General features: G+C 59.7%; 22 protein-coding genes. 6 read left to right on the top strand and 16 right to left on the bottom strand.

Annotated features, from left to right (window positions below):
* Positions 1 to 7 precede the first annotated feature (7 nt).
* Positions 8 to 871 carry an HlyD family secretion protein gene (locus V6Z53_RS27840; RefSeq protein ID WP_338582893.1) on the top strand — a complete coding sequence of 288 codons (864 nt, stop codon included), beginning with the start codon at positions 8 to 10 and terminating at the stop codon, positions 869 to 871.
* A gap of 139 nt (positions 872 to 1,010) precedes the next feature.
* Here the strand turns inward: V6Z53_RS27840 and V6Z53_RS27835 are convergent, their stop codons facing one another.
* From V6Z53_RS27835 to yaaA, 16 genes are all read right to left on the bottom strand, one after another.
* Positions 1,011 to 1,409: a DUF4440 domain-containing protein gene (locus V6Z53_RS27835; RefSeq protein WP_338582892.1), complete on the bottom strand. Its 399-nt coding sequence runs from the start codon at positions 1,407 to 1,409 to the stop codon at positions 1,011 to 1,013.
* A 136-nt stretch (positions 1,410 to 1,545) separates the two neighbouring features.
* Entirely contained in the window at positions 1,546 to 2,370 is an 825-nt protein-coding gene (locus tag V6Z53_RS27830) for an SDR family oxidoreductase (protein ID WP_338582891.1), read from the bottom strand.
* 47 nt (positions 2,371 to 2,417) lie between these two features.
* Entirely contained in the window at positions 2,418 to 2,882 is a 465-nt protein-coding gene (locus V6Z53_RS27825; RefSeq protein WP_338582889.1) for a multidrug transporter, read from the bottom strand.
* A 239-nt stretch (positions 2,883 to 3,121) separates the two neighbouring features.
* A complete protein-coding gene (locus V6Z53_RS27820; RefSeq protein ID WP_046820474.1) occupies positions 3,122 to 4,573 on the bottom strand; it encodes a mannose-1-phosphate guanylyltransferase/mannose-6-phosphate isomerase in 1,452 nt (483 codons plus the stop codon).
* 149 nt (positions 4,574 to 4,722) lie between these two features.
* Positions 4,723 to 5,379: an alginate O-acetyltransferase AlgF gene (locus V6Z53_RS27815; RefSeq protein ID WP_338582885.1), complete on the bottom strand. Its 657-nt coding sequence runs from the start codon at positions 5,377 to 5,379 to the stop codon at positions 4,723 to 4,725.
* A 17-nt stretch (positions 5,380 to 5,396) separates the two neighbouring features.
* On the bottom strand, positions 5,397 to 6,572 hold the full coding sequence (locus V6Z53_RS27810) for an alginate O-acetyltransferase (RefSeq protein ID WP_338582884.1): 1,176 nt from the start codon (positions 6,570 to 6,572) through the stop codon (positions 5,397 to 5,399).
* Positions 6,573 to 6,583: 11 nt separating this feature from the next.
* Positions 6,584 to 8,149 carry an MBOAT family protein gene (locus tag V6Z53_RS27805; RefSeq protein WP_338582882.1) on the bottom strand — a complete coding sequence of 522 codons (1,566 nt, stop codon included), beginning with the start codon at positions 8,147 to 8,149 and terminating at the stop codon, positions 6,584 to 6,586.
* A gap of 215 nt (positions 8,150 to 8,364) precedes the next feature.
* On the bottom strand, positions 8,365 to 9,486 hold the full coding sequence (locus V6Z53_RS27800) for a mannuronate-specific alginate lyase (protein WP_338582881.1): 1,122 nt from the start codon (positions 9,484 to 9,486) through the stop codon (positions 8,365 to 8,367).
* Between the two features lie 8 nt (positions 9,487 to 9,494).
* Positions 9,495 to 10,946, bottom strand: coding sequence for an alginate O-acetyltransferase (locus tag V6Z53_RS27795; protein ID WP_338582880.1), 1,452 nt, complete (start codon positions 10,944 to 10,946; stop codon positions 9,495 to 9,497).
* 10 nt (positions 10,947 to 10,956) lie between these two features.
* Complete coding sequence (gene algG, locus V6Z53_RS27790) at positions 10,957 to 12,534, bottom strand: mannuronan 5-epimerase AlgG (protein WP_338582878.1); 1,578 nt, start codon at positions 12,532 to 12,534, stop codon at positions 10,957 to 10,959.
* Between the two features lie 26 nt (positions 12,535 to 12,560).
* Positions 12,561 to 14,045: an alginate export family protein gene (locus V6Z53_RS27785; protein WP_338582877.1), complete on the bottom strand. Its 1,485-nt coding sequence runs from the start codon at positions 14,043 to 14,045 to the stop codon at positions 12,561 to 12,563.
* Positions 14,042 to 15,547 (bottom strand): alginate biosynthesis TPR repeat lipoprotein AlgK, encoded by a 1,506-nt coding sequence (gene algK / locus V6Z53_RS27780; protein WP_338582876.1) that lies wholly within the window; start codon positions 15,545 to 15,547, stop codon positions 14,042 to 14,044. Before algK ends, V6Z53_RS27785 begins: the two co-directional genes overlap by 4 nt.
* 15 nt (positions 15,548 to 15,562) lie before the next feature.
* A complete protein-coding gene (locus V6Z53_RS27775) occupies positions 15,563 to 16,732 on the bottom strand; it encodes an alginate biosynthesis protein Alg44 (protein ID WP_338582874.1) in 1,170 nt (389 codons plus the stop codon).
* A 35-nt stretch (positions 16,733 to 16,767) separates the two neighbouring features.
* Entirely contained in the window at positions 16,768 to 18,252 is a 1,485-nt protein-coding gene (gene alg8, locus V6Z53_RS27770) for a mannuronan synthase (protein ID WP_338586576.1), read from the bottom strand.
* A gap of 99 nt (positions 18,253 to 18,351) precedes the next feature.
* Entirely contained in the window at positions 18,352 to 19,668 is a 1,317-nt protein-coding gene (locus V6Z53_RS27765) for a nucleotide sugar dehydrogenase (protein ID WP_338582873.1), read from the bottom strand.
* A gap of 809 nt (positions 19,669 to 20,477) precedes the next feature.
* The gene (gene yaaA, locus V6Z53_RS27760) at positions 20,478 to 21,257 is read right to left on the bottom strand and encodes a peroxide stress protein YaaA (protein ID WP_338582871.1); all 780 of its coding nucleotides are present in this window, start codon (positions 21,255 to 21,257) and stop codon (positions 20,478 to 20,480) included.
* Between the two features lie 150 nt (positions 21,258 to 21,407).
* On the opposite strand from yaaA, the gene V6Z53_RS27755 reads away from it, so the two are divergent.
* From V6Z53_RS27755 to moaE, 5 genes are all read left to right on the top strand, one after another.
* Positions 21,408 to 22,532: a polysaccharide deacetylase family protein gene (locus V6Z53_RS27755; RefSeq protein WP_338582870.1), complete on the top strand. Its 1,125-nt coding sequence runs from the start codon at positions 21,408 to 21,410 to the stop codon at positions 22,530 to 22,532.
* Positions 22,533 to 22,866: 334 nt separating this feature from the next.
* Positions 22,867 to 24,261: a PhoH family protein gene (locus tag V6Z53_RS27750; RefSeq protein ID WP_338582869.1), complete on the top strand. Its 1,395-nt coding sequence runs from the start codon at positions 22,867 to 22,869 to the stop codon at positions 24,259 to 24,261.
* A 180-nt stretch (positions 24,262 to 24,441) separates the two neighbouring features.
* Positions 24,442 to 24,915 carry a cyclic pyranopterin monophosphate synthase MoaC gene (moaC, locus tag V6Z53_RS27745; protein WP_338582868.1) on the top strand — a complete coding sequence of 158 codons (474 nt, stop codon included), beginning with the start codon at positions 24,442 to 24,444 and terminating at the stop codon, positions 24,913 to 24,915.
* Positions 24,912 to 25,154 (top strand): molybdopterin converting factor subunit 1, encoded by a 243-nt coding sequence (gene moaD / locus V6Z53_RS27740; RefSeq protein WP_150772213.1) that lies wholly within the window; start codon positions 24,912 to 24,914, stop codon positions 25,152 to 25,154. Before moaC ends, moaD begins: the two co-directional genes overlap by 4 nt.
* 3 nt (positions 25,155 to 25,157) lie before the next feature.
* Positions 25,158 to 25,610 carry a molybdopterin synthase catalytic subunit MoaE gene (moaE, locus tag V6Z53_RS27735; protein ID WP_338582866.1) on the top strand — a complete coding sequence of 151 codons (453 nt, stop codon included), beginning with the start codon at positions 25,158 to 25,160 and terminating at the stop codon, positions 25,608 to 25,610.
* The last annotated feature ends 16 nt before the right edge of the window (positions 25,611 to 25,626 follow it).

Genomic DNA, 25,626 nt, shown 5'->3' with positions numbered 1-25,626 from the left:
GGCCCTGATGAAAAAGTTTTTCAGCCTGCTCGCGACCCTGCTGGTGCTGGCGCTGGCGATATGGATCGGCCGGACCCTGTGGGTGCATTACATGGAAACCCCGTGGACCCGCGACGGCCGGGTGCGCGCCGACATCATCAACGTCGCCGCCGACGTCACCGGCGAAGTGGTGAACGTGCCGGTGCGCGACAACCAGTTGGTAAAGAAGGGCGACTTGCTGATGCAGATCGACCCCGAGCACTACCGGCTTGCGGTCAAACAGGCGCAATCGCTGGTGGCCTCGCGTAAGGCCAGTTGGGAGATGCGCAAGGTCAACGCCCATCGCCGCGCCGACATGGACAACCTGGTGATCTCCAGGGAAAACCGCGACGACGCCAGCAACCTCGCCGACTCGGCCCTGGCCGATTATCAGCAGGCTCAGGCGCAACTGGAGGCTGCCGAGCTCAATCTCAAACGCACTGAAGTGCGCGCAGCAGTGGACGGCTACGTGACCAACCTCAATGTGCATCGCGGTGATTACGCGCGCATCGGCGAGGCGAAAATGGCCGTGGTCGACATGAATTCGTTCTGGGTCTACGGATTCTTCGAAGAAACCAAACTGCCCCATGTGCGCGTTGGCGACAAAGCCGACATGCAACTGATGAGCGGTGAGGTGCTCAAGGGCCATGTGGAAAGCATTTCGCGCGGCATCTACGACCGCGACAACCCGGAGAGCCGCGAACTGATCGCCGACGTGAACCCGACATTCAACTGGGTGCGACTGGCGCAGCGGGTGCCGGTGCGCATTCACATCGATGAAGTGCCGGAGGGGGTGTTGCTGGCGGCGGGGATTACTTGCACCGTGGTGGTGAAGCAGGATAGTGGGACATAACGGTGAGACCGAGTTGCCTGCTTCGCGAGCAAGCCCGCTCCCACATTTGATCTCTTTCGTGCGCAAATGTTGAGTTCACTGAAGATCCAGTGTGGGAGCGGGCTTGCTCGCGAAGGGTACAACGCGGTCCATCAGGCACTCACTCCTTGCAAAACGTCTCATGCAAATGTCGCCAGATCACCCGCCCATCCGCCTGTTTTTCGAACACGACGGTGGAGCGGCGATCCGAGTGCAACCCGGTGGCATCGGTCTGTTGCTCGCGATAACTCACGGTCGCACCACCGTCGTACAGCGCAATGCCGCGCAACTCGCTGAGTTCGATGCGAAAGCCGAGTTTCTTGCCGCCCGCCAGTGTGAACAACTCGTTCAGCGCAGCAAAATCCAGCACCCGGCCCAATGGCGAAACCATGGAAAATTGCGGCGAGAATCGTGTCAGCAGTTGTTCCAGTTCAGACGCGTCGCGTTCCTCGGCCAGCCATTGTTCGATGGCGACGTGGGCCTGGATCACTTCGTCGAAGTATTCGGTGTAGTCGGTCATGTTGATACCTGAAATTCTGTGGTGTCTGTTAGGGCGCCATCGCGGGCAAGCCTTGCTCCTACAGGTCATACGCAAGTTTTGGGATCGCGCTAATCCTGTAGGAGCAAGGCTTGCCCGCGATTGGGTCAATGGGATCTCAGAGCTGCCCACGCAACCCGAACCGCTTCATCAATCCCGATTCCAGCAACCCCTTGGGCAACAGCCCGGCGAGCAGCGGCAACGCACGACTGCCATTGCCCAGACGAATCAGACGCGGTGGCTTGCTCTGTTGCACAGCCTTGAGCAATCCGGCTGCAAACTCATTGGCCGGAGTCGGGTTGTCCTGGGAAGCCTTGGCCCGGGCGCGAATGCCTTCGCGCAGCGGAAACCACGGTGATTGTTCGCTGATCAATTGCTCGGCTTCGTGGCCGGCATTCTTGGCGAAACTGGAGGCGATGGCGCCGGGCTGGACTTCCATGACCCGCACGCCGAACGGCGCCAGTTCCATGCGCAGGGCATCGCTCAAGGCGTGCACGGCGGCTTTCGAAGCGCAGTAGGCGCCAGCGAACGGAGTGACCAGAACACCGGACACGCTGCCGATATTGACCACGATCCCTTTGGCCCGGCGCAGTACCGGGAACATCGCCCGAGTTACACCGACGATGGCGAAGACATTGGTTTCGAACTGGCGTTGCATCGCCTGAACGCCGCCATCGAGCAATGGCCCCATGGCGCCGTAACCGGCGTTGTTGATCAACACGTCGAGGCCGCCGTGTGTTTGATTGATCTGTTCGCTGAGCTGTTCAAGGGCGACGCCGTCGTTGACGTCCAGTTGCACTGCCGTGAAACCTGCCGCGCTCAACAGCGCGACATCGTCAGCCTTGCGGGCGCTGGCCCAGACTTCATAGCCGGCAGCCTTGAACACATCGGCGAGGGCGCGGCCGATGCCGCTGGAACAACCGGTAATCAACGCAACGGGCATGGCGCGGTCCTTGTGCAAACAGTGGGGAGAGGCTCTGTGGGGAAAGCTCAGTCGGAGAAACTACCCTGCAATCGCTCGGCGCGAAACTCCAGGGTTTCCGGGCGGTAGCCGGGGCGCAGTGGCGGCAGCGGCAAACAGTCTTCCCAGTTGCCACCAGCCTGCAATTCGCCGGGGCCACGGTAGCGTGGGGCAGTGTATTGATTGTCGGCGAGGTTGACCGTGTCACCGGGCGCATAGGCAGCAACACGCCAGCGCAGTTCGGTCAACGGTACGTCGTTGCCGTTGTTCATGGTCAGTTGCAACGGGCGATCGGCGGGGCAGTGCTGCGGCGCGTAGCTGATGCGCAGCTCCAGGCGTTGCAGTTGCTTGAGCTCGCGGTGGTCCATCCAGATGACCCAGGTGGCGACGATGCCCAGGCCCACGGCGGCGGCGACGGACACAGGCAAGGCCTTTGCCGGATAGCGCAGCAACAGGATCAGCCAGGTAATGACCAGCAGGATGCCGATGAACATGTCGCGCCAACCTCGGGAATAGAGAGGACCATCCTACCTAAGCGCGGGTGGGGTTGGCGATGGGAAGAGCAAAGTCAAAGGATCGCAGCCTTCGGCAGCTCCTACAGGGGAATTCGGTTTCCTGTAGGAGCTGCCGAAGGCTGCGATCTTTTGCTCTTGCATGAAAAAAAAGCCCCCGACCCACCCGCTGCGGACAGGGAACGCAGCCGGTGGGGCGGGGGCTCAAGTCTTACTGAACGTTACTGCGCGATGGTTTTCACCGACACGCCACGCTCGATCGGGGTCGAGCGACCGTAGATATCTTCAAACCGCTCGATATCGTCTTCACCCAGATAGCTGCCCGATTGCACTTCGATGATCTCCAGCGGAATCTTGCCCGGGTTGCGCAAGCGGTGGACCGAAGCGATCGGGATGTAGGTCGACTGGTTCTCGGTGAGCAGGAACACGTTTTCATCGCAGGTCACTTCGGCGGTGCCGCTGACCACGATCCAGTGTTCGGCGCGGTGGTGGTGCATTTGCAGCGACAGGCACGCGCCCGGCTTGACCGAGATGTGCTTGACCTGGAAACGGCCGCCCATGTCCACCGAGTCGTAGGAGCCCCACGGACGATAGACTTCGCAGTGGTTCTGGGTTTCGCTGCGACCCTGTTCGTTGAGGGTGTTGACCATCTGTTTCACGCCTTGGACCTTGTCCTTGTGCGCAATCATCATGGCGTCCTTGGTTTCCACCACGACGATGTTTTCCAGGCCGATCACCGACACCAGTTTGCCGTTGCCGTGGATCATGCAGTTCTTGCTGTCCTGGATCACCACGTCGCCCTTGGTGACGTTGCCGTTGGCGTCTTTTGCATTGACTTCCCACAGCGACGACCAGCAGCCGACGTCGCTCCAGCCCGCGGTCAGCGGCACCACGCAGGCGCGCTGGGTTTTTTCCATCACCGAGTAGTCGATGGAATTGTCCGGGCAGCAGGCGAAGGTGGCTTCGTCGATGCTCACGGTGTCGGCGTCCTGGGCGCTGCGTTCCAGGGTCAGCAGGCAGGTGTCGTAGATGTCCGGATCGTGCTTTTTCAGTTCTTCGAGGAAGCGGCTGGCGCGGAACAGGAACATGCCGCTGTTCCAGAAGTAGCCGCCGGACTGGACGTATTCGGTAGCGCGTTTCACATCCGGTTTTTCGACGAAGTGCGACACACGGCTGACGCCTTCGGGCAGCAGCGAATCGTTGGTCGACTTGATGTAGCCGTAGCCGGTTTCCGGTTTGGTGGCCGGTACGCCGAACAGCACCATTTCGCCGTTTTCAGCGGCGACGGTGGCCAGGGCCAAGGCGCGTTGCAGGGCTTTCTGGTCTTCCAGCACGTGGTCGGCCGGCAGCACCAGCATCAACTCGTCGCGACCTTCATTGACCAGCATCATCGCGGTCAGGGCCACGGCCGGCGCGGTGTTGCGACCAAACGGCTCCATCAGGATGCGCTGGGTTTCCAGCTTACGCGCTGCCAACTGCTCGTTGACGATGAAGCGGTGGTCCTTGTTGCAGACCACGATCGGCGTGTCCATGCCTTCGAACACCAGGCGTTCCAGGGTTTGCTGGAACAGCGTGTGTTCACCGGTCAGGGCCAGGAACTGTTTCGGGAATTGCTTACGCGAAAGCGGCCAGAGACGTGAACCGCTACCACCTGACAAGATCACCGGAATCATGTTGTTACTCCTTGAAAATCGTTTGGTTAGGCCTTTGTGGGAGCTAGCCTGCTAGCGATGGCATCAACTCGGTACATCGGTAAAACCGAGTGGCCTGCATCGCCGGCAGGCCGGCTCCCACAGAGAGCCGGGTCAATTCGGATAATTCTTTAGCGCGTAGATACCGGGCGTTTCACCCAGACCGGCGACAGGCTGCTGCCGTTACCGGTGACGTACAGCACCGCCGCTTCACCGCGTTCCAGGGCGACCGGTTTCACGTCGCCGACTTTCGTTGCACCATCGTATAGCGCCAGGCTGACTTTCACCGGGTTGATTTCACGTTCGCCACGGCCCTTGGCGGCCACGTTCGGTACCACGTCGGTCTTGCCGTCGGCGGTTTTCAGGGTCAGCGTCTTGTCGCTGAGGTTCTGCACGCGCACCAGGGATTTCTGCTTGTTCTTGAACGGCGGCTCCTCGATCAGTTGCGGCGCGCCGCTGGCGTTGTTGACCAGGGTGTAATAGTGATCGCCGGCCAGTTTCACCGGCAGGCTCTGGCTGCCGACCTTGGCGCTGTAGTCACCGCCCGGCATGAAGCTGAAGTCACTGCTCGACAGCGGCGCGACATCACTCAGGTTGGTGCTGCCGACGGTGGCGCTGACTTCGGCGTTACTGGCGTTGTAGATACGCACGAAGCTCGAGCCTTTCGGCGCGGTCGGGCCATACAGCGCGGCGTCGCCGGCGGCGAAAGCCTGCATCGAGAGCACACTCATACCAGCAACCAGTGCAAAGGTCTTGGCGAGACGACGAGGAGTAGTCTTGAAAGTCATGGAAGTACCTCTCTCTTTCAGTTTTGCGCCCGGTCGGGCGTCTCGGATTTAGTGTTGATTGCTACGTTTTGTTGGCGCGCGCCGGCTTGTTTAAGCTCTGCGACCCACTGCGGGTCGGCGTCGCCGATTTCGTTGTTCACAGGCAGATATCGTTCAGGAAACTCCCAGATCAGCACTTGTGGAGGGCTGTTCTTGAAGGCATCACTTTTCAGGTAGCTGAGCATCGGCAGAATCGGGCCATGGCCGTCTTCGGCGTAATTGACCACGTCGCTGCGCAGGGCTTGTTTCAGTGCACCGACGAAGTTCCAGTTAGGGTTGGCGCTGTAGCTGGTGCCAATCAGGGCCACCGGTACTTCGGTGTTGGCGAACAAAGCGTCGTCACCGGCCGGTTGGTCTTCGGCTGCAACGGTGTTGCGCTTCTGCAAGGGTTCTTGCGCCGGCATCAGGTTTTCGAACAGCGGGTCCAGCGGCAGGAACAGACGCAGGTCGCCCTTGTGCGTGACGGTTTCCGCAGGTTCGGTTACGAAGTTTTGCGGGTCGCCGCTGAGCGGGAATCTGTCGGCAATGGTCTTGGCCAACTTGTTCGCCGCGATCTCGGCACCTTCCGGAGTCCAGTGGGTGTCGGTGCGCAGGAACACTTGCTTGCCGTTCTGCTTGGCCTGTTGCAGCGGGCCGAGCAGGTCAGGCGCTGGAATCCGGTCGGCGGCCAGGCGCTGATGGAAATCCTGGTAGAGGTTGGCGTGGATGCTCGCCGGTTTCACCTCGCCGAGGTGTTCCGGGTACAGGCGCACCTTGGCCGGCACCACCGCCATCACCAGTTGCACACCTTTGGCTTTCAAGGTTTGGCGCACGCCTTCGACCAGCGCGTAGTTGCCTTGCAGGTTCAGCTCTTCGTTGACGATCGGGTGGAATTCTTCGTCGCTGTACAGCCACTGGTCGCGACCGAGCACCACGCCCGGACGACCTTCGTTGAACAGTTTGAAATCCAGCGCAGCCCAAAGGTTGGTGCCCAGGCGTTTGATCGGAAACTCGTCGTCGTAGTGGGTCTCCACAGCCTTGGTCCAGCGGCCGTTGAGCACCGTCGCGTCGGCGTTGGTACTGAAGCCCATGAAGCTGCGAACCGACCACACGCCCAGGGCGAGCAGCGTCACCAGGAACAGGGCGATGTAGAAGATGCGTAATGAGCGGGTCATGGTCAGATCCCTCAGAACTGGAAGTAAAGGAACGGCGAGAAGCTTTGCGCCGAGAGTTTGAGAATCGAGGCGATGAACAGCAGCAGCACCAGCGCACGCATTGCGTAACGCGACCAGTCAGCGGTCCAGTAGGCCGGTTGCACCTGGGCATCGACGCCGACGGTGTAGCCAGGCTGGTGGATGCTCGCCGGGTTATCCCCAGGCGCGGCTTTGATCAGGCCGGGTTCGCTGGCAGCCGGGCCGTCGCTGTCGACGTTCACCGCAGGCTTGGTCTTGGCTGGCGGCTGATTGCTGTAGAAGTCGCGCAGACCGAAGAACGCCAGGGTCACGTAAGCCACGATCAGGGTCGCCACTTGCAGGCCGGTGAGGCTGGCCTGGTTGAGTTCCGACAGCGACCAGTCGCCGAAGCTGAACATCGCGCCGTACATGCGACCGGCGACGTGCAGGTTTTCTGCGCGGAAGATCACCCAGCCCATCACGACCAACAGGAAGGTCAGCGCCCAGCGGATCGGGTTGAAGCTGCGCGGCGAGGTGTTCAGACCGAGGGCTTTTTCAATCGCCAGCCACATACCGTGCCACGCACCCCAGACGATGTAGGTGATGTTCGCGCCGTGCCACAGACCACCGAGCAGCATGGTCAGGAACAGGTTGCGATAGGTCGTCAGCGTGCCTTTTCGATTGCCGCCCAGCGTGATGTACAGGTAGTCACGCAACCAGGTCGACAGGCTGATGTGCCAGCGACGCCAGAACTCGGTGATCGACTGGCTGATGTACGGCTGCTTGAAGTTTTCCATGAAGCGGAATCCCATCATCAAGCCCAAGCCGATGGCCATGTCGCTGTAACCGGAGAAGTCGAAATACAACTGCGCGGTGTAGGCGAGGGCGCCGAGCCAGGCATCACCCGTGGTCGGGTTTTGCAGGGCGAAGCAATGGTCGGCCACCACCGCGAGGGTGTCGGCGATGAAGACCTTCTTGATGAAACCCTGCATGAACCGCGTGCAGCCCTCGGAGAATTTATCGAGGGTGTGAGTGCGGTTGTTGAACTGATCGGCCAGGTCGCGGAAACGCAGCACGGGGCCGGCGATCAGGTGCGGGAAGATCGCCACGAACGCCGCGAAGTCGATCAGGTTGCGGGTCGCCGGGGTGTCACCACGGTAGACGTCGATGATGTAGCTGATCGACTCGAAGATGTAGAACGAGATCCCGATCGGCAACAGCACGTGGGTCAGGATGAACGGTTCCAGACCGACCGACGTCATCATCGCGTTGATGCTGTCGACACCGAAGTTGGCGTACTTGAAGTAGCCGAGGATGCACAGGTCGACGGCCACGCCGAGCAGCAGCCAACGCTGCGCCGGTTTGGTCCGCACGCCCGCGGCGCCGACTTTCAGGCCGATCCAGTAGTTCCACAGCGTGACCGCTGCGAACAGTGCGAGGAAGTCCACACGCCACCAGGCGTAGAACACGTAGCTGGCAATCAGCAGCAGCAAATTGCGATAGCGTTGCCCGCTCAGGTAGTACAAGCCGAGAAAGATCGGCAAGAACAAAAACAGGAACACGTTGGACGAAAAAACCATCCCGATCTCTCCTTGTTTGAACCAACAGTCAAGGGCCAACGGCCCCCCCAAACCCCCCACGAAAAACCAGGGGGCATATCACTCAACTCAAGTCTTGCACTGACCCTGTAGGAGCCGAGCTTGCTCGCGATTGCGGTCTGACATTCAACACAGATGTCGACTGACACTCAGTCATCGCGAGCAAGCTCGGCTCCTACAGGGTTTGGTGTTTGGCGCTAAGAACCCTTGCCCTTTTCATTCGCCGGGTCGTAGACCTTGGTCAGGTCGCCGCCGAGACGGAAGGTCTTGAACGGTTGCATCTCATGCTTCTTCTCCAGCACATCCGGCGCGCAGGTGTAGAGCGAGCAGAACGGTTCGAGCCAGGCGAATTTCGAGTCGACCTTCAGGTCGGTCATGTCCTGTTCCTTGCCATTCTTTTCTTCGAACTCATCCGGGTCTTTCACCCCGGACAGCACGCGATCACCCAGGCGCTTCAATGCACCGTTGTTTTCCTGACGCAGATCCACACCGTTGACCTGAGCGAAACTGGCGATCATCGCCAGCGGCGGCAGGGCGTAGTTGTGGTAGGCCAGCGCCCGTTGTTGACGCTTGAGTTCGTTGGGCAAAAAGCCCTGGGCGTCCACCTGATTGGCGCCGACCTTGTATTCCTTCACGGCCCAGTCGAACAGGTCGCGGCGGTTGGTGGCGACGGAGGTTGCCATCACCGACCAGGCAGCCCAGTACGAGTGGTTGTTGGTTTTTTCCAGCGGCAGGTTGTCCCAATCGCTGACCACTTGGTCGGCCATCTTGCTGAACCAGGCTTCGATCAGCTGCGACTCTTGCTGATGGTTGGCCAGCGGATGGGAGTCGGAAAACTTCAGGCGAATGTACGAAGACGCCATGCTGCCCAACGCCCATTTGCGCATCGACTTGCCGGTGTGGTTGAAGTCCTTGGACATCAACGCATCGGCCTTGGCCCACGCGGTCAACCAGTTGAGCGTGCATTCCAGTTGTTCCGGGCGACCGTCGCGCATGAACTGCATCACGCGCTTGCTGGTACCGCGCTCGATTTTGGTGATGTCGGCGGTGCTGTCGCGGAAGGCTTTTTCCGATTGCACATTCAGGGTCGAACGGGCCTTGTCCGAGCCTTCGTACTTGCTGCGAAATTGCAGCGAGCCGGTGTACGGCGTCGGCATCGCATCACAGCCTTCGTTCTTGTCGCCGGTTTTGACTTTCTCGATCGGCGCGAAATAGCCTTGTGGTGGACGCAGTGGCGCAGCCGCTTGTGTCGCTCCGGCGAACATCGCCAGGCTCAAAAGCGTCGGTGCCAACAGGTTTTTCAGTTTCGGATTTCGCATAGCAGACCTCATTGCCCGGCCGAAGCGGTACGTTGCTCAGCGCTCGGGAATACGTTGCGTTTGCAGATTTTCGCTTCGACTTTCTGTGGCGCGGCATCCGTTTTTTCAGGACCCTGGATTTCGACGGCCAGCAGATTCTGCGAGGCCCAGTCTTCGTCCGTGCGCAACTCGAAGGCGAAACGCCCGTCAGTGTCGGAGGTTTCCGGTTTGTCGATCTTGATGTCCTCGTGGCGACCGTTCATGTACCAGAGGGTGGCTTGCAGGGTTTTCACCGAGGTGTCGGCGAAGCGGATGTCGACCTGGTGACTGCTGTTTTGCAGGTTCAGGTTTTTGCTGTTGACCATCAATTCGTTTTTGCCCGGCTTCAGGGTGGTGCTCCCGGACATCTGTGCATCCTTGCCTTCGCAGCCGTTGTCCAGCAGCGCCATCATCTGGCGGTAGATGGTTTCCTGGTCGAGGCGATACAGCGGCGAGAATTCCCAGATGAGAATCTTCGGCGGGTTCTTCTGGAACTCGTCGCTGCCCAGGTACTGCAGCATCGAACCTTCCAGGCCACCGCCGGGGAACGCCACGTTGAGAATGTCGGCGCCGATGGCCTCTTCGAGGAAACCGGCGAAGTTGTAGTTCTTGCCACTGTGACTGGTGCCGACCAGGGTGATTTCCGGATTGCCGGAATCGCCGAACAGATCGCCATCGCCTGCTTCGCCTTTCGGCTCTGTGGTGAATTGATCCATGTACTGGATCGCGTAGCTGGTGCCACAGAGTTGACCGGCCATGTTGTGCAATGTTCCGGTCTTGCCCATGCGACCCGACTTATGGGTCTCGAATTCACGCTTGGGAATGTCGGCGAAGGCCGGGATCTGCTTGACCTTTTCGGCGACGATTTTTGCCGTGCGCTGGGCGCCATATGGCGTCCAGTGCTGGTCGCCACGGAAGTAGAAATCGTGGGCCGGCAGGGTGTCGGGCAGTTGCTCGTTGGTCAGCGGCGACAGGTCCGGAACCACGTAGCCCATCTGCGCGAAACGGCCGAGCATGGTCTTGTAGTTCTTCAGCGCCTTGTCGAAATCGAAGCTGGCTTTCTCGGCCGGGTTGAGCTTGTTGCGGTTCACCAGGCCACGCGTTGGCTGGTAAACAACAACCAGTTCCACGCCTTTGCTCTTGAACGCATCGTGCAGTTGCTTCATGCGTTTGTAGCCGGCCGGGGTGGTGTCGAATTCGGTGCGCAAGTCTTCCTGCGTACGGAACAACCAGTCGCCCTGAGCCTGCACCAGCGTGGTGAAATTCTGCTGATAACGCGTGGTGTAATTCTTCGCGTCGTGGGCGGCGGGGCACAGGCTGCAGCACGGTTCGGCGCTGAACTTCGGTGCTTGAACTTCATCGGCACGCGCGCCGGTACTGGCCGCGAGAATGCCGGCGGTCAGGGCCGACAGGCTGAGTAATTTGATCAAGTGTGGGTGCATAAAATTATCCTCAGTCCCGCATTTCGGTCTGGCGTTCGACAGGGTCGATCAGCACGGCTTTCTGCTGGCGCACCAGCAGGTCGAGAATTTCATCCTGGCGCTCGCCGAGAATCCCCGAGAAGCTGATGCCACTGGATTTGGTCGGGGCGAGCATGGACACGCGATACAGCTCGACGCTCAGCGGCGAGTCGATGGACAGCGGGCCGCTGCCGTTGGCCGCCAGTTCACCGCCGACCACGATCAGCGACACCTGGGCGTCGAACGGATCGAGCTTGATGTCGCGGTCGGTGTCGCTCAGGTCCTTGATGTGGCCGTAGACACCGGTCAAGCCATTGGCCATGGCGATGTTTTCGTAGAGGCGAATGTTCACGCTGTTACGAATGCGAATGCCGTGGCGGCGGTTGCTGACGACTTTGTTGCCCCACAGCAGGTTGTCGGCACTCTCGTAGAGGGTGATGCCGTCGGTGTGGTTCTGGTAGATCTCGTTGTGAGCGATCAGGTTGTTCACGCTGTTACGGTCGATCACCAGGCCCGACAACTTGTTGTCGTAGCTGCGGTTGTTGAAGATGAAGCTGTCGTTGACCTCACGGGAAATAATGATCCCGTGCTTCTTCTTGGTACCAAACACCGTGTTGTCGGCGATGATCAGACCGTGGGAACGGTCATGCGGGTCAATGCCGTAGACGATGTTGTCTTTGTAGGTGTTGCCCTTGACCACGAAGTTGCTGGTTTCGTAGCAGTAGAACCCGTACCACATGTCCGAGAACTCGGAGCCGACAATCCAGCCGGTCGGTTCAGGACGCTTGAGCACCTTGGCCATGTTCGGCGTGTATTGGGAAATACTCACGCCGTAGGACTTACTGTTGGCGTAGCCGAAACTGGCCATCTTGCTGTTGGCGATGTAGGTCTCGGTGCCACCCCAGGCCAGCAGGAACGGACGGAACTCCTTGGGCGATTTGAACGTCGCCGGACCGTTGTCCTTCTCGCGCCAGCCGGTGATTTTCGTGTCACGCACAAACAGCTGGCCGTCGTTGACCAGGAACGAACCGGCCTCTTGGGACAGGCGCAGCTCCTGAGTCTGCTTGTCGATTTCGAGGATGCCGTGGCGGCCGACCACGATCGGCAATTTCGCCAGGAACACACCCGGCGAGGTTTCGCTGAAGTACTGCTTGGGCAGCTTCTTCGCCAGGTCCTTGAGGTTCATGTAGCCGTCGTCGACGAAGATCGCCTGCGGGATTCCGTGCTGACGCACCACCCACTCGGCCATCTTGTTGTCGCCGCCGATGAAGTCCTTCAGGGCGTCTTCCTGCATCATCCGGCGCACGCTGATCTTACCGGCCTTGCTGCGCACGATTTTCGCGGCGATGGCCTCGGCGGTGTAGCCGGAAATGTCCGGCAATTTCGGCGTGGCCAGCTCCAGCGGCGCGGTCGGTGCGCTGCTGACGGTGTAGGTCTTGGCCTGTTGCAGTTCCTTGGCCACGGTCGCCGGTTTTGCAACCGGCTCCACATTGGCGAAGGCCGTCGCACTGGCCAGCAACATCGCGCCGGCCAACAGGCTGATCGAGCCTTTTCGGGCTTGATGATTCATCTGGGAGACTCCCTTCGCAATGTGCATCAGAAGCGCCAGATCACGTCGATGAACGCGCGGTGCATGTACGAATCGACTTCCTTGCCGTACGCATCACCCGGCTTGAACACGCCGCCACGCAAGCGCACCAGGGCCGAAGGCTCATCGATCGCCTGGCTCATCGATGCCGGCAACAGGCCTTGCTTGAAGTACTTGGTGACCACCAGGTCCATTTCCTGACCGAGGTCTTTCTCGCCATCGTTCAGCGGCAGGGAGGTGCTGGAGAGGATCGCGCCGGTGACGTCGTCGGTGTTGTTCTGTACCGCGTCGATGCCGTTGCTGCCGACCGGCTTGTTGCCGTCGACACGCCAGAACTTGTGGTAGATCAGGCTGGCGTCGTACTCGTCGTTGAGCATCCACGAACCGAACAGCGTGGCCGATTGCATGTTGTTCATTTCGCCACGGAACGCTTCGCCGAAACGGTGTACCCGCGAGCGAGTACCGGTGTAGTTCGAGCGGTTACTTTCCAGACCGTTCTGTTCATAGTCTTCGCTGGCGCGAGCGTAGGCCGCACCGACCTGCCATTGCGGATCGAGGCGCAGGCGCACACCCAGGTCGGTGGCCCAGCCATCGACATCGCCGCTGCGTTTGGCTTGCGCGGGTGCGGTGCCATCGGCGTTCAGCGGGTTGACCGTGTCGCGGTCGCCGCTCATGCCGGTGATGCTGCCCCAGTAATTGACGGTATTGGTGTTGCGCCAGTTGTAGGCATCGCTGTCGGCGGTGAGGCCGAGCCAGCTGATGTCGCCGTTCTGTTTCTTGTCCAGCGAATCACTCGCGACGCCCGGTTCTGCGTAGTCGAGTTTGCCGTCGTCGTGGGTGTGGTGGCCGCGAATGCCGACCCAGTTGCCCGGTGTCCACTGGTACGCCGCATCGGCGTAGGCGTGCAGGCGATCCTTATCCTCTGGCGCGAGTTCCTTGAGGTCGGTGCGGTACTCGCTGAAGCGTTCGGCGATACCGACGTTGGCGCGCAGCAGGGTGGTGTCGAAGGTCCAGTTCAAGGCTTCGATGTTGGTGTCGCGCCATTGACCGTCGTCGTTGCGCAGGCGTTGGCGACCGAACTTGAGGACCTCGCCCGGGTAAGGCGTGAAGCCGCTGTAGCCGACCCAGAACTCTCGCATCGCCAGGTAGTTTTTCTTGGTTTCGCGATCATTGTTATCGGTGTTTTCGGCACCATCGGATTGTTGCAGGGTGTCGGTCTCGATGATGTCGGTGGACGTCACCGCCTGACCCATGGCGTAGGCGCTCCACGCGCCGCTTTCGCCGTAGACCCAAGGACGCAGGTCAAGACCGAGGCCGTTGACGTCGCCGCCGCCCTGGGTGCCGAGGTCGCGGTCGTCTTCGGACTGGCCGGTGATTTTCACGTCCAGGCCGTAGTTCTTGGTTTCTTCAGTCATCGCAGCGAGCGTCGGGCAAGACCAGATCAGCGCGAACGTCAGGCCGATGCCGGCCTTCATGAATGGATTCAACTTCATAGGGTTTCCTCACCGTCTTCTTCTTGCAGCGCGTGCAATGGCAACGCGTTCTGGCTCAAGTTGCCGCGAACGGCCTGTTCCTGTTTCAACAGGCGCTGGGCCTCGGCAAGCTGCGCAGGCGGCAGTTGGGCTTCGAGTGTTTGCGCAAGCTCGGTGGCTTGCGGGGTGTTCTGGGCCTTGGCCAGTTGGCTGAAGACGTAAGCGTTGAGCGGGTCAGGCTTGGTGCCTTTGCCTTGGGAGAACAGTTGGGCGATGGCGAAGTCGGCGCTGTTCTGACCGTTGCGCGCAGCGGTCAGCAGATGATCCAGAGCCTTCTGTGGATAGACCTTGCCCAGGTAACCACGGCGATAGATCTGGCCGAGGTAGTAATCGGCGGCGACTTCGCGGCCGACGGCTTTCTGGAAATGTTCCTCGGCGACCTTGGCGTCGGCCGGGACCATTTTGCCTTCGTAGTAGAGCTTGCCCAGCAACAGCTCGGCGCGCGGCTGGTCGGCGGCGCGGCCGTTGTCGAGGTACTTCATCATCTGGTCGACGTCGCCCAGTTCGGGGAAGTCGTAGAGCAGTTGCGCGAGGGTCACCCACGACGCCGGGTAGCCCGGAGCGATCGGTTCGAGCAGCGATTGCGCGGTTTTTTCGTCGGGCGTGCCGAGGGTCGAATCGGCGAGCACACGGGCGACGCTGTCCACGCGTTGGGCGGAAACAGTGCCGCGAGCGTGACCGGCCTGCATCTGTTTGATCAGCTCGGCCTGTTGTTCAGGCTGGGCTTTTTTCTGATAAACCGTGGCCAGTTCGACGTAGCAGATATCGGTGGTGTTGATCGCGGCTTTGCAGATCTTTTCCACATCGTCCAGGTGCTGGTCGTAGGTGCCTTGGGTGCGATAAAGCAGCACTTGCGCCAGACCTGCTTCCGGCTTGCCTTCGGCGCGCCATTGGCTGATCTGTTTCTGTGCGTCGACGTTGGGGAAGCTGTGCGGGTATTGCAGGTACAGCATCGCCAACGGGATCAGGGTGTTGCCTTCGCCAGCGGCGGAGGCTTTCTTCAACAGGGTTTCGGCTTCGTGCTGCTCGGCTTCGGTGGAGCCGGGCTTGGCGACCAGCAGGCGACCGAGGCGCGCCTGGGCACGAGGTGAAACGCTGGCGGCGGCGCGGTAAGTCGCCTCGGCCTGCTTCATCTGCGCCGGGTCGCGGCTGTCGACTTGAATGTCAGCCAGACCGACTTGGGCTTCGCTGTAGCCCAGGTCTGCCAGTTGCTGATAGTTCGCCGCTGCGGTGGCGGTGTCGCCACGCTTGAGCGCTTCGTTGGCCAGGCGTTGGTCGGGCAGGCCGGCACAGCCGGCGAGGCTGACTGCCAATGCAACTGCACACAGAGACCCCATGTGGGAGCGGGCTTGCTCGCGAAAGCTGTGTGTCAGCCGGCATTGATTTTGAATGTTGAACCGCATTCGCGAGCAAGCCCGCTCCCACAGGGGATGTGGTGTGTTCACAAGATCTGGAGTCGTCACGGGCATGTCCTCCGGTTACAGACCAGCAGCCATGGCTTTGTCGATCAGCCAGTTCAGGTTCGGGCCACGGTCGCTGTTCACTTCTACCGGGCGGCCGGCGAGGGTGCTGTCCAGCGCTTCGTCAGGCTGGATCAAGACGCGGATGTCGGAAGACAGGTCGGCGCTTTTCAGGCTGGTGCTGCTGACAATCTTGCCGGTGCGGGTCTTGTCTTCGCCGGCGATCTGGAAGCGCACGGCGGTGCCTGGCAGGACGTCGCCGAATTGGCGATAGGAGAAGCGCGCTTCAACGTTGGCTTCGGTATTGCGTGGCACCAGTTGGAAAATCACGTCGCCTTTGCTGGCGTACTGACCGTTGGCGACCATTTGTTGGGCCACGGTGCAATCGCACGGTGAAGTCAGGGTGCCGGTCATTTGCTTGCCGAACAGTTCTTCAACCTTGGCCGGGGACAGTTGATCGTCTTCCAGGTGACCTTTGAGTACGTCGAGCATGCTGGTGCTGAACGTCGCCAGCGGTGCGCCTTTGGCGGCGACGCCGTCGGCTTTCACCAGGCTCTGCACGGTGCCGTCGCGAGGCATGGTGATGTTCACGCCCGGCACGCTGACCAGACCGGCCTGGGCGTGGCTGACGAAGTACATGCCGTACACCGATTTGAAGATGAACCCGAATGCCGCCAGGCCGATGACGAAAACGCCGAGGCTGAAGGTCACGGCTTTCATGCGACCGAACGCGCTCATGCCGTGGCCGCCGTCCTTGATCTTGCGCGCCTTGGTGAAGTTGTCGCGCTGCAGGGTCGCCAGCACTTCACCAATGCTGACGATGTCGCCCGCCAGGTGAGAGGTGATCAGGTGGCGCAGGGTCGAGATGTCTTGCGGTTCCAGGTTCTGGAACTGGCAACCGGTGCGACCGGTCTGGCGATCGAACGAGCGGATCTGCAACTCGACGTCCATGGCCAGGCCGAGGTTGTCGATGACGAACTGCAGGCGGGCCTTGTACACCTCGCCGACCTTCAGCGGCAGTTGACCGGCGTTGAACGCCAGGCCACCGGCGGACAGGTCGATGACCCGGGCTTCGACCGGCGTACGGTCAGGACCGAAGAAGCGCAGTTTGGCCGGGATTTTCACGCGGGCGTGTTGGCGCTGGGCTTCGGATTCATGCACTACGTTGGCGTTGACGGCGGTATTCATAGGGGCGATTTCCTTGTTAATTCAATAAGGGGCGGTCAGACCATCATCAGCAGCACGGCGACAAAAATGCTGCCGGCGGAGAAGGTCATGGTCCGAGACGACCAGGTGTTGAACCAACGTTGAAAGCTGGCGAGATCACGGGTCAGGGAAGTGGGTTGGCGAGTCCAGGACTGTTGGTCGAGGCGGAAGAACACGTAGATCTTCACCAGCGCGCCGACGATCTGGTTGTAATAGAGAATCGCCGGATAGGCCGGGCCGATCCGGTGACCGGAGCAGGACAGCAGCAGGGTCAGGATCAGGCGGGTGATGCCGATCCACAGCAGGTACACCAGGATGAACGCGGTGCCGTACTTGAAGCTGGCGATGATCGCTACGGTCAGGCCCAGCAGCGAGGTCCACATCGACACGCGCTGATCGAACAGCACCACCGAAGTGAACGCACCGAGGCGTTTGACGCCCAGGCCCAAGGCCCGGGAGTTCTGCCGCAGGTTGTTGCCGTACCAGCGGAACATCAGCTTGCGACTGGCCTTGATGAAGCTCTTTTCCGGCGGGTGTTCAACGGTGTTGATCGCGGCATCAGGCACGTAGAAGGTGTCGTAGCCAAGGCGCATCAGGCTGAACCAGCTCGACTTGTCGTCGCCGGTCAGGAACTTGAAACGACCCAGGCGCCAGTGTTGCAGCGAGTCGCTTTCCACGTCGGCGATGAATTCCGGGTTGGTGACCACGGTGGCACGGAACACCGACATGCGCCCGGTCATGGTCAGCACGCGCTTGGACAAAGCCATCGAGCACATGTTGATGTGACGCTGGGCGAAACGCAGCTTGTGCCATTCGCTCATGATGTAGCCGCCGCGCACTTCGCAGAACTCGTTGGTGGTCAGGCCGCCAACGTTGCCGAACAGCTGGAACCACGGCACGGTCTTGCGCACCGTACCTTCGCCCAGCACGGTGTCGCCATCGATCACGGCGACCACGGCGCGGTCATCCGGCAGGTGACGGGAGATGGCGCGGAAACCGTAGGCCAGGCCATCGCGTTTGCCGGTGCCGGGAATGCGCACGAAGTCGAGCTTCACATGCGATGGCGGGTTCATCCGCTTCCACAGGCTTTTCACCAGCAGCTCATCGGACATTTCGACGATGGAGCAGACCACGGTGGTCGGCAGGCCGCAGTCGATCGCTTCGCGGATCACCGAGCTATAGACCTGCGCGGTGGTCAGCGCGTCGATACGAAAACTGGTGACCATCAAAAATACATGGGACGGGTCCGCCGCCTTGCCCAGCTTGCGCACTTTGCGCCGCAGGTGCGGGTAGACCACGTACAGAAACAGCATGCCGCGCAGAAAGTGCGTGGCACCCATCGAGTAGCGCCAGATACCGACGATACCGATCAGGAAAATGAAGTCCTTCGACTCGGAGTCGAACGTGGACACAGGCAACGCCATGGCGATGCCCATCAGTAAACTGAGATAAAACAGCCAACCGGCGGCCTGGAGTAGGCCGTGTTTTAGCCTGTGCATAATCGGAATCCTAAAGTCAGTTGCAAGCCCCAAGCTCCAAGCGACAAGCCTGGAGCGAGGCGCTTTGAACTTGCGGCTTGGAGCTTGAAGCTTGCGGCTGCTTTACCAGCAGATACCTTCGGTGCGGCCAGCCACGCTGGTGGCCTTGGACATGAAGCCGACCAGGTCGATCACTTGCTTGCCGTGCGGGACGTCCTTGACCAGGGCGCGGAATTTCTCGTCACGGTTGCCGAGGATGATCACGTCGGAGTTGTTGATCACCGCGTCGAAGTCGGAGTTGAGCAAGGACGAGACGTGCGGGATCTTCGACTCGATGTAGTCCTTGTTCGCGCCGTGAACACGGGCGTACTCGACGTTGCTGTCGTAGATGCTCAGGTCGTAGCCCTTGCCGATCAGCATTTCCGCCAGGTCAACCAGCGGGCTTTCGCGCAGGTCGTCGGTGCCGGCCTTGAAGCTCAGGCCCAGCAGGGCGACTTTGCGTTTGTCGTGGCTGGAAACGATGTCGAAGGCGTTCTGCACCTGGGACTCGTTACTGCGCATCAGCGAGTTGAGGAGCGGTGCTTCCACGTCCAGCGAACCGGCGCGGTAGGTCAGGGCACGCACGTCCTTCGGCAGGCAGGAACCGCCGAAGGCGAAGCCTGGACGCATGTAGTACTGGGACAGGTTCAGGGTCTTGTCCTGGCAAACCACGTCCATCACTTCGCGACCGTCGACACCAACAGCCTTGGCGATGTTGCCGATCTCGTTGGCGAAGGTCACTTTGGTGGCGTGCCACACGTTGCAGGTGTACTTGATCATCTCGGCGACGGCGATGTCCTTACGGATGATCGGCGCGTCGAGCTCTTCGTAAAGCGATTGCAGAACGTCCCCCGAGGCTTTGTCGAACTCGCCGATGACGGTCATTGGCGGAAGGTCGTAGTCGGCGATGGCGGTGCTTTCGCGCAGGAACTCAGGGTTCACGGCAACGCCGAAGTCGACACCGGCCTTCTTGCCGGAACAGTCTTCGAGAATCGGGATGACCACGTTGGCCACGGTGCCCGGCAACACGGTGCTGCGCACCACGATGGTGTGGCGGGTGGTCTTGTCACGCAGGACAAAACCGATCTCGCGGCACACGGCTTCGATGTAGTTCAGTTCCAGGTCGCCGTTCTTCTTGCTCGGCGTGCCGACGCAGATCATCGACAGGTCGGTGTCGCGAATCGCCTCGGCGAAGTTGGTAGTACCGCGCAGACGACCGGTCTGGATACCCTGGGCCAGAAGTTCGCCCAGGCCCGGTTCAACAATCGGTGATTTACCGGCATTGATCATATCGATCTTGTCTTTGGCAACGTCGACGCCAACGACGTCATGGCCCCGTGCAGACAGGCAACCGGCACAGACTGCGCCAACGTAACCCAAACCAAATATGCTGATGCGCATCGCAATTACCTCTGTGTTTTATCGAGCCATTAGATGGCCGGAGTTAATGGTGTTCAGCGGTCATAGTGCACTCGCAAGTGCGGCTAACAGGCGCAACACTGCCGTGAGTTGGCATGTAAGTTACGAGTGTCTAAATAAGTGCACTCAAGGTGTGCGAAACCAGGCCTTATTGTTATGACTTGCCCTGTTTTGCAGCCGATCCTCTAATCTGAGGATGTTCGTGCAACGGTCGTGCGCGCTCGATGTCAGGCTGAAAGCCCGTAGATCAAGCGGTTGGGTGCCCAGGTGAGCACGTTTATAGGGGCGCTGCCATGGCCTTATAGGGGATAGCCAACATGCGTTATCTCCTGTCCTTCTGTGTTGTCCAAATCAGGGATTAGTCCGCGAAAGTTAATATGACAACTTCGCTACATGGATCTCTGTTCTGCGTAAGTTATCTCCTACAAGCTCTGTGAGAATCGTTACCGGTGGTATGAGCGGTGCATTCGGACATAGTTCCGATCCGCCTATCGTGAAATCTGAAATTTTTTGAAATATTGAGAAAGATGGCACTGCTCTCAAATTGATAGCACTTGCCGTTTCGCCCTTTATATATAGGCGGATTATTCGAGGGGATAGTTTTTTGCCACTACCGATATAAATTTTCAGTGCCACTACTGAAAAAAAATATCGAAGTCGAGTGAAACTAAAGTTAGAAAAACGAATGATGTATTTTTGGCGCCATAAAAATGGCGAATAAGGCGGGAAATATCGGGTCGATCAATGATCGGCGCGCGAGCGTTCTGAACGTCGTGCGCCGACCTCTTGCATCACTCTGGTGCGTGGTCGCGCAGAAACACCAGACTGTCCGGTTTAGACTGCTCGGCGCTGTAGCGATAGCCCTGGACGTCGAATTGCTTGAGGGCTGCCGGGTCGTTGATGCGTTCTTCGATGACGAAGCGGCTCATCATGCCCCGGGCCTTTTTCGCGTAGAAGCTGATGATCTTGTATTGACCGTTCTTCAGGTCCTTGAACTCGGTGTTGATGATCCGTGCGTTCAGGGCGTTGCGTTTGACCGCCGAGAAGTACTCGTTGGAAGCCAGGTTGAGCAAAACGTCATCGCCTTGATCAGCCAAGGCTTCGTTCAACCACTCACTGATGCGCGTGCCCCAGAAGGCATACAGGTCCTTGCCGCGGGCATTGGCCAGTTTGGTGCCCATTTCCAGACGGTAAGGCTGCATCAGATCCAGCGGGCGCAACAGGCCGTACAGGCCGGAGAGCATGCGCAAGTGTTGCTGGGCGTAATCGAAATCGGCTTCGCTGAAGGTTTGCGCATTCAGGCCGGTGTACACGTCACCCTTGAATGCCAGCAGCGCCTGCTTGGCGTTTTCCGGGGTGAAGGCCGGAGTCCAGCTGCCGAAACGCGCGGCATTGAGCCCGCCGATCTTGTCGGAGACGTGCATCAACTCGCTGATCTGCGCTGGCGTCAGGTCGCGCAACTGCATGATCAGTTCTTGCGAGTGATCGAGGTACTGCGGCTGGGTAAAGCGCTGGGTCGCCGGCGGTGTTTCGTAGTCGAGGGTCTTGGCGGGGGAAATCACCATCAGCATGAAGTCGTCTCCTTTAATCGTGGCGGCGATTCTAGGGGGTTGTTCGTGTTGACTCCAGCTATAGGGGTAATAGGTGATCGGTGGTGTCATGCGATCTTTTGATCTTCCCGCGATATAGTGCCGCGCGGGTTTTGTTATGGAGACATCCCATTGCGTATCGTTCTTCTATTCACAGCGTGGCTTCTGAGCTTCGGCGCCCTGGCGGCGCCGGGTGACGTGGCGACGCTTGATCGCGGCACCTGGCCGGAAAAACTCAACAACCCGACGCTGTTCGACGTGGCCTCACGCGCTGAAATCCTCATGTTCGCCCGTGTACTGCTGGCCAGCGAGTCGCTGGATGAAGCGGGTCTGGCCCAGCGCCTGGGCCTGCGCACGGTCAACATGGAGTCGGTCAACCGTGTGCGCGAGCGCATGTGGCAGCGTTTGCTGAGCAACTTCAATTTCGCCCAGCAAAGTTGCGATCAGGATGCGTCCTTCTGTTTTCTGGTCGAGGACATGCCGACCCTGCGTGAACAGGCCGGCAAATTCCAGATCAGCGAAGACAGCTACTACATCAAGTGGGCCGAGCCGAGCCGGTTGTTCCATGCCCAGTACCTGGACGAGCAACTGCGCAAGGCGGCGCTGTTCCCGCAAACCAGTAGTGAAGTCGATCATTTTGGCGACTATGAGCGCGACGGCGAAGCGATGCACGACCGCCTGTTCCTGCTGACATTCGACAGTGCCGCGAATGCCGTGCCGGACAACACGGACTGGGTCAGCGAGTACCTGCGCAAGGCGAACATGAGCGGTACGTTCTTCGTTCTCGGCAAGGACATTCAGGCGCGACTGGCCGACCGTTCGGTCAGCAGCCTGCAATCGACCTATTCAACCCAATGCGTCGGCGTGCAAGGCTGGGAGTTCCGCTCGCACAGTCACTGGCAGGACTGGCAGGATTCAGTGCGACGCAGCGTCGAACTGGTCAAAGGCAAACTGCCGGAAAACTACGTGCCGCTGTTCCGTCCGCCCGATGGCCAGCGCCGCTCCGATGCCGAGGGCTTCTACAAGTCCCAGGGTTTGCAGGTGGCGCTGTGGGACATCGATGCCCAGGACGGCGCAGGCAAGCTAAAGCCCAGCCAGAGCGGGCAACGGGTATTGACCCTGATGCTGCTGTGGCGTCATGGCGTGATCAACTTCAATGTGAAACAGGACGGGGTGAAAACGACGCTGCCGTGGCTGATGACGCAAACGGCGCAGAGCGGGATCGGTTGGGAGGATTGTCAGGACGGGTTTCGATAAACGGAAAAAGCCCGGAAACATTGGGTTTCTGGCGATTTTCTGGGGGATTTTGAAGCAGGTTGACTTCCGACTGTAAACGGATGATGGCAGTCCGCCAAGTGCTATTGGTCAATCTGAAAAATAAACTTCAAAAAAACGTCAAAGTACTTTTTTCTGTCATGTGTTTTGGAGTATTACGAAGACAGACCGCCGAAACCTGCAACACAGGTGGCGTCTCCCAAGACCCAGCTCTGTATGCAGTCACTTGAGTCCCCGCAGGTGAATTCGGCAGTCACTTCGAGGCGCAGCACCGCCAAGGTATTGCGTCGAATGGCTCCCACAAAGGTGACCGAGTATGGATGATCACGGACGTAGCTCTTCTTCCAACCAGCCAATCCTTTATGTACTCGATACCAACGTATTGATTCACGATCCAAACGCGCTGCTCAACTTCGAAGAACACCACGTCGCCATCCCGATGACCGTGCTTGAAGAGCTGGACAAGCTCAAGAGCGGGCACCACAGCGTTGCCGCCGAATGCCGCCAGGCCATTCGCCTGATCGACAAGACCTTGGGCGATGCCTCACCCGAGGACGTCGAGCAGGGCGTGCCGATCCAGCGTGGCAAGAGCGGACCGAAAGGCTTACTGTCAATTCTGATGAGCAAGCAGGCTGAATCGAACCTGATTCTGCCCGAGCACCTGAACGACAACAAAATCATCAACCAGTTGATCGACCTGCACGCACGCGATCCGAAGAAGCCCGTGGTGCTGGTCACCAAAGACATCAACATGCGCCTCAAGGCCCGCGCCTGCGGGATCGCGTCTGAGGACTACAGCACCGACCAATTGGTCGACGACGTATCGTTGCTGCCCAACGGCTACCACAACATGACCGGCTCCTTCTGGGACCGTGTGAGCAAGGTCGAAACCCGTCAGGACCACGGCCGCACCTGGCATCAGGTGCAATTGATCGACAACCTGCCGGCGGTGCACATCAACGAGTTCATCATCGATGAGCAGGGGTTTGTCGGCTGGATCAAGGAAATCGAGGAAGACAAGCTGCTGATCCTCGACCTGCATCAGGAGCCATTGCTGCATCAGGAAGCCTGGGGCCTGAAACCGCGTGACATCTATCAGAGCCTGGCGCTGTACGCCTTGCTCGATCCGGACATTCACCTGGTCAACCTGTCCGGTGCGGCCGGTTCCGGTAAAACCATCCTGGCCCTGGCCGCTGCGATCGAGCAGACGATGGTCAGCAAGCGCTATCGCCGGATCATCGCCACCCGCAGCGTGCAGGGCCTGGACCAGGAGATCGGTTTCCTGCCCGGCACCGAAGCGGAAAAAATGGAGCCGTGGCTGGGCGCCATTACCGACAACCTCGAAGCCTTGCACATGGATGACGAAAGCACCCATGGCAGCGTCGACTACATCCTCAGCAAAGTGCCGTTACAGTTCAAATCCCTCAACTACATCCGGGGCCGCAGCTTCCAGCAGAGCCTGATCCTGATCGATGAATGTCAGAACCTCACGCCGCACCAGATGAAAACCATCATCACCCGTGCCGGCGCCGGTTCCAAAGTGGTGTGCCTGGGCAACCTGGCACAGATCGACACCCCTTACCTGTCCGCGACCAGCTCCGGGCTGACCTACCTCACTGAACGCTTCAAGGACTTCCCGAACGGGGTGCACATCACCCTGCAAGGGGTGCCACGTTCGATCCTGGCCGAATACGCCGAAACGCATCTCTAAGCTGCGAGCTTCAAGCTTCAAGCTGCAAGCCGCAAGTTTCAAGCGAACCGAGTGAACCTCACTTAGCGCTTGAAGCTTGCGGCTTTTGGCTGCTTAAATGCTTTCTTCCATACCCGCAGCTGCTGCGCTTTTAACTTGCCGCTTGTAGCTTGCCGCTTGCAGCTGCCTCAAGGAGGCCAAGTGCTGACTCATCTCGATTCCCAAGGTCGCGCCAACATGGTCGACGTCACCGAAAAAGCCGTGACGTTCCGTGAAGCGACGGCCCAAGCGCTGGTGCGCATGCTCCCCGAAACACTGCAGATGATCGTCAGCGGCGGTCATCCCAAAGGGGATGTTTTCGCCGTGGCGCGCATTGCCGGCATTCAGGCGGCGAAGAAAACCAGTGACCTGATTCCGCTGTGCCATCCGTTGATGCTGACGGGTGTGAAAGTCGAACTCAGTGCCGAAGGCGACGATACCGTGCGCATCGAAGCACGCTGCAAGCTGTCCGGGCAGACCGGCGTTGAAATGGAAGCCCTGACCGCTGCCAGCGTCGCCGCATTGACCATCTATGACATGTGCAAGGCCGTGGACCGCGGCATGACCATCGAAAGCGTTCGTTTGCTGGAAAAGGTTGGCGGCAAGAGCGGGCATTTCCAGGCGGATCAGCCATGAACGTTACCGTGAAGTTTTTCGCCCGTTATCGCGAGGCGCTGGGTGTGGATTCGGTAAAGGTCGAAGGTCACTTCGCTACCGTTGACGACGTGCGGGCGCTGTTGGCCCAGCGTGACGGCGCCGAGGTCTTGAGTGAACAAAACCTGATGTGCGCGCGCAATGAAGACCTGTGCCAGCTCGACGAGCCGGTCAGCGACGGCGACGAAGTGGCGTTTTTTCCAACCGTGACCGGGGGCTGATTCATGGCCATTCGTGTGCAATCCACAGCGTTCGATCCCGGCGCTGAGGTCAACGCCATGCACGATGCCAATGTCGGCGTCGGCGCGGTGGTGAGTTTTGTCGGCTACGTGCGCGACTTCAATGACGGTCTCGACGTCGCCGGGATGTTCCTCGAACATTATCCGGGCATGACCGAAAAAGCCCTTGGCAAAATCGCCGTCGAGGCGGAGCAGCGCTGGCCGTTGCTCAAGCTGGAAGTGTTGCATCGCATCGGTGCCCTGGAACCGGGGGAGCCGATCGTCTTCGTCGGCGCCGCCAGCGCCCACCGCGAGGCGGCGTTCGATGCCTGCGCCTTTGTCATGGATTACCTGAAAACCCGCGCACCGTTCTGGAAGAAAGAAAACACCAGCAATGGCCCGCGTTGGGTTGAGGGACGTGACAGTGATCATGCGGCGGCGGATCGCTGGAAGCAGTAATTCCTGCGGCGTCCTT

It is taken from the genome of Pseudomonas sp. MAG733B (assembly GCF_036884845.1).
Classification (GTDB): Bacteria; Pseudomonadota; Gammaproteobacteria; order Pseudomonadales; family Pseudomonadaceae; genus Aquipseudomonas.
This window is presented reverse-complemented; position numbering and strand designations above follow the sequence as displayed.

Bases quoted from the DNA above. Each gene is read 5' to 3' on its own strand.
- V6Z53_RS27840 (WP_338582893.1), top strand. From the start codon at position 8: ATGAAAAAGTTTTTCAGCCTGCTCGCGACCCTGCTGGTGCTGGCGCTG.
- V6Z53_RS27835 (WP_338582892.1), bottom strand. From the start codon at position 1,409: ATGACCGACTACACCGAATACTTCGACGAAGTGATCCAGGCCCACGTC.
- V6Z53_RS27830 (WP_338582891.1), bottom strand. From the start codon at position 2,370: ATGCCCGTTGCGTTGATTACCGGTTGTTCCAGCGGCATCGGCCGCGCC.
- V6Z53_RS27825 (WP_338582889.1), bottom strand. From the start codon at position 2,882: ATGTTCATCGGCATCCTGCTGGTCATTACCTGGCTGATCCTGTTGCTG.
- V6Z53_RS27820 (WP_046820474.1), bottom strand. From the start codon at position 4,573: ATGATTCCGGTGATCTTGTCAGGTGGTAGCGGTTCACGTCTCTGGCCG.
- V6Z53_RS27815 (WP_338582885.1), bottom strand. From the start codon at position 5,379: ATGACTTTCAAGACTACTCCTCGTCGTCTCGCCAAGACCTTTGCACTG.
- V6Z53_RS27810 (WP_338582884.1), bottom strand. From the start codon at position 6,572: ATGACCCGCTCATTACGCATCTTCTACATCGCCCTGTTCCTGGTGACG.
- V6Z53_RS27805 (WP_338582882.1), bottom strand. From the start codon at position 8,149: ATGGTTTTTTCGTCCAACGTGTTCCTGTTTTTGTTCTTGCCGATCTTT.
- V6Z53_RS27800 (WP_338582881.1), bottom strand. From the start codon at position 9,486: ATGCGAAATCCGAAACTGAAAAACCTGTTGGCACCGACGCTTTTGAGC.
- V6Z53_RS27795 (WP_338582880.1), bottom strand. From the start codon at position 10,946: ATGCACCCACACTTGATCAAATTACTCAGCCTGTCGGCCCTGACCGCC.
- algG (WP_338582878.1), bottom strand. From the start codon at position 12,534: ATGAATCATCAAGCCCGAAAAGGCTCGATCAGCCTGTTGGCCGGCGCG.
- V6Z53_RS27785 (WP_338582877.1), bottom strand. From the start codon at position 14,045: ATGAAGTTGAATCCATTCATGAAGGCCGGCATCGGCCTGACGTTCGCG.
- V6Z53_RS27775 (WP_338582874.1), bottom strand. From the start codon at position 16,732: ATGAATACCGCCGTCAACGCCAACGTAGTGCATGAATCCGAAGCCCAG.
- V6Z53_RS27765 (WP_338582873.1), bottom strand. From the start codon at position 19,668: ATGCGCATCAGCATATTTGGTTTGGGTTACGTTGGCGCAGTCTGTGCC.
- yaaA (WP_338582871.1), bottom strand. From the start codon at position 21,257: ATGCTGATGGTGATTTCCCCCGCCAAGACCCTCGACTACGAAACACCG.
- V6Z53_RS27750 (WP_338582869.1), top strand. From the start codon at position 22,867: ATGGATGATCACGGACGTAGCTCTTCTTCCAACCAGCCAATCCTTTAT.
- moaD (WP_150772213.1), top strand. From the start codon at position 24,912: ATGAACGTTACCGTGAAGTTTTTCGCCCGTTATCGCGAGGCGCTGGGT.
- moaE (WP_338582866.1), top strand. From the start codon at position 25,158: ATGGCCATTCGTGTGCAATCCACAGCGTTCGATCCCGGCGCTGAGGTC.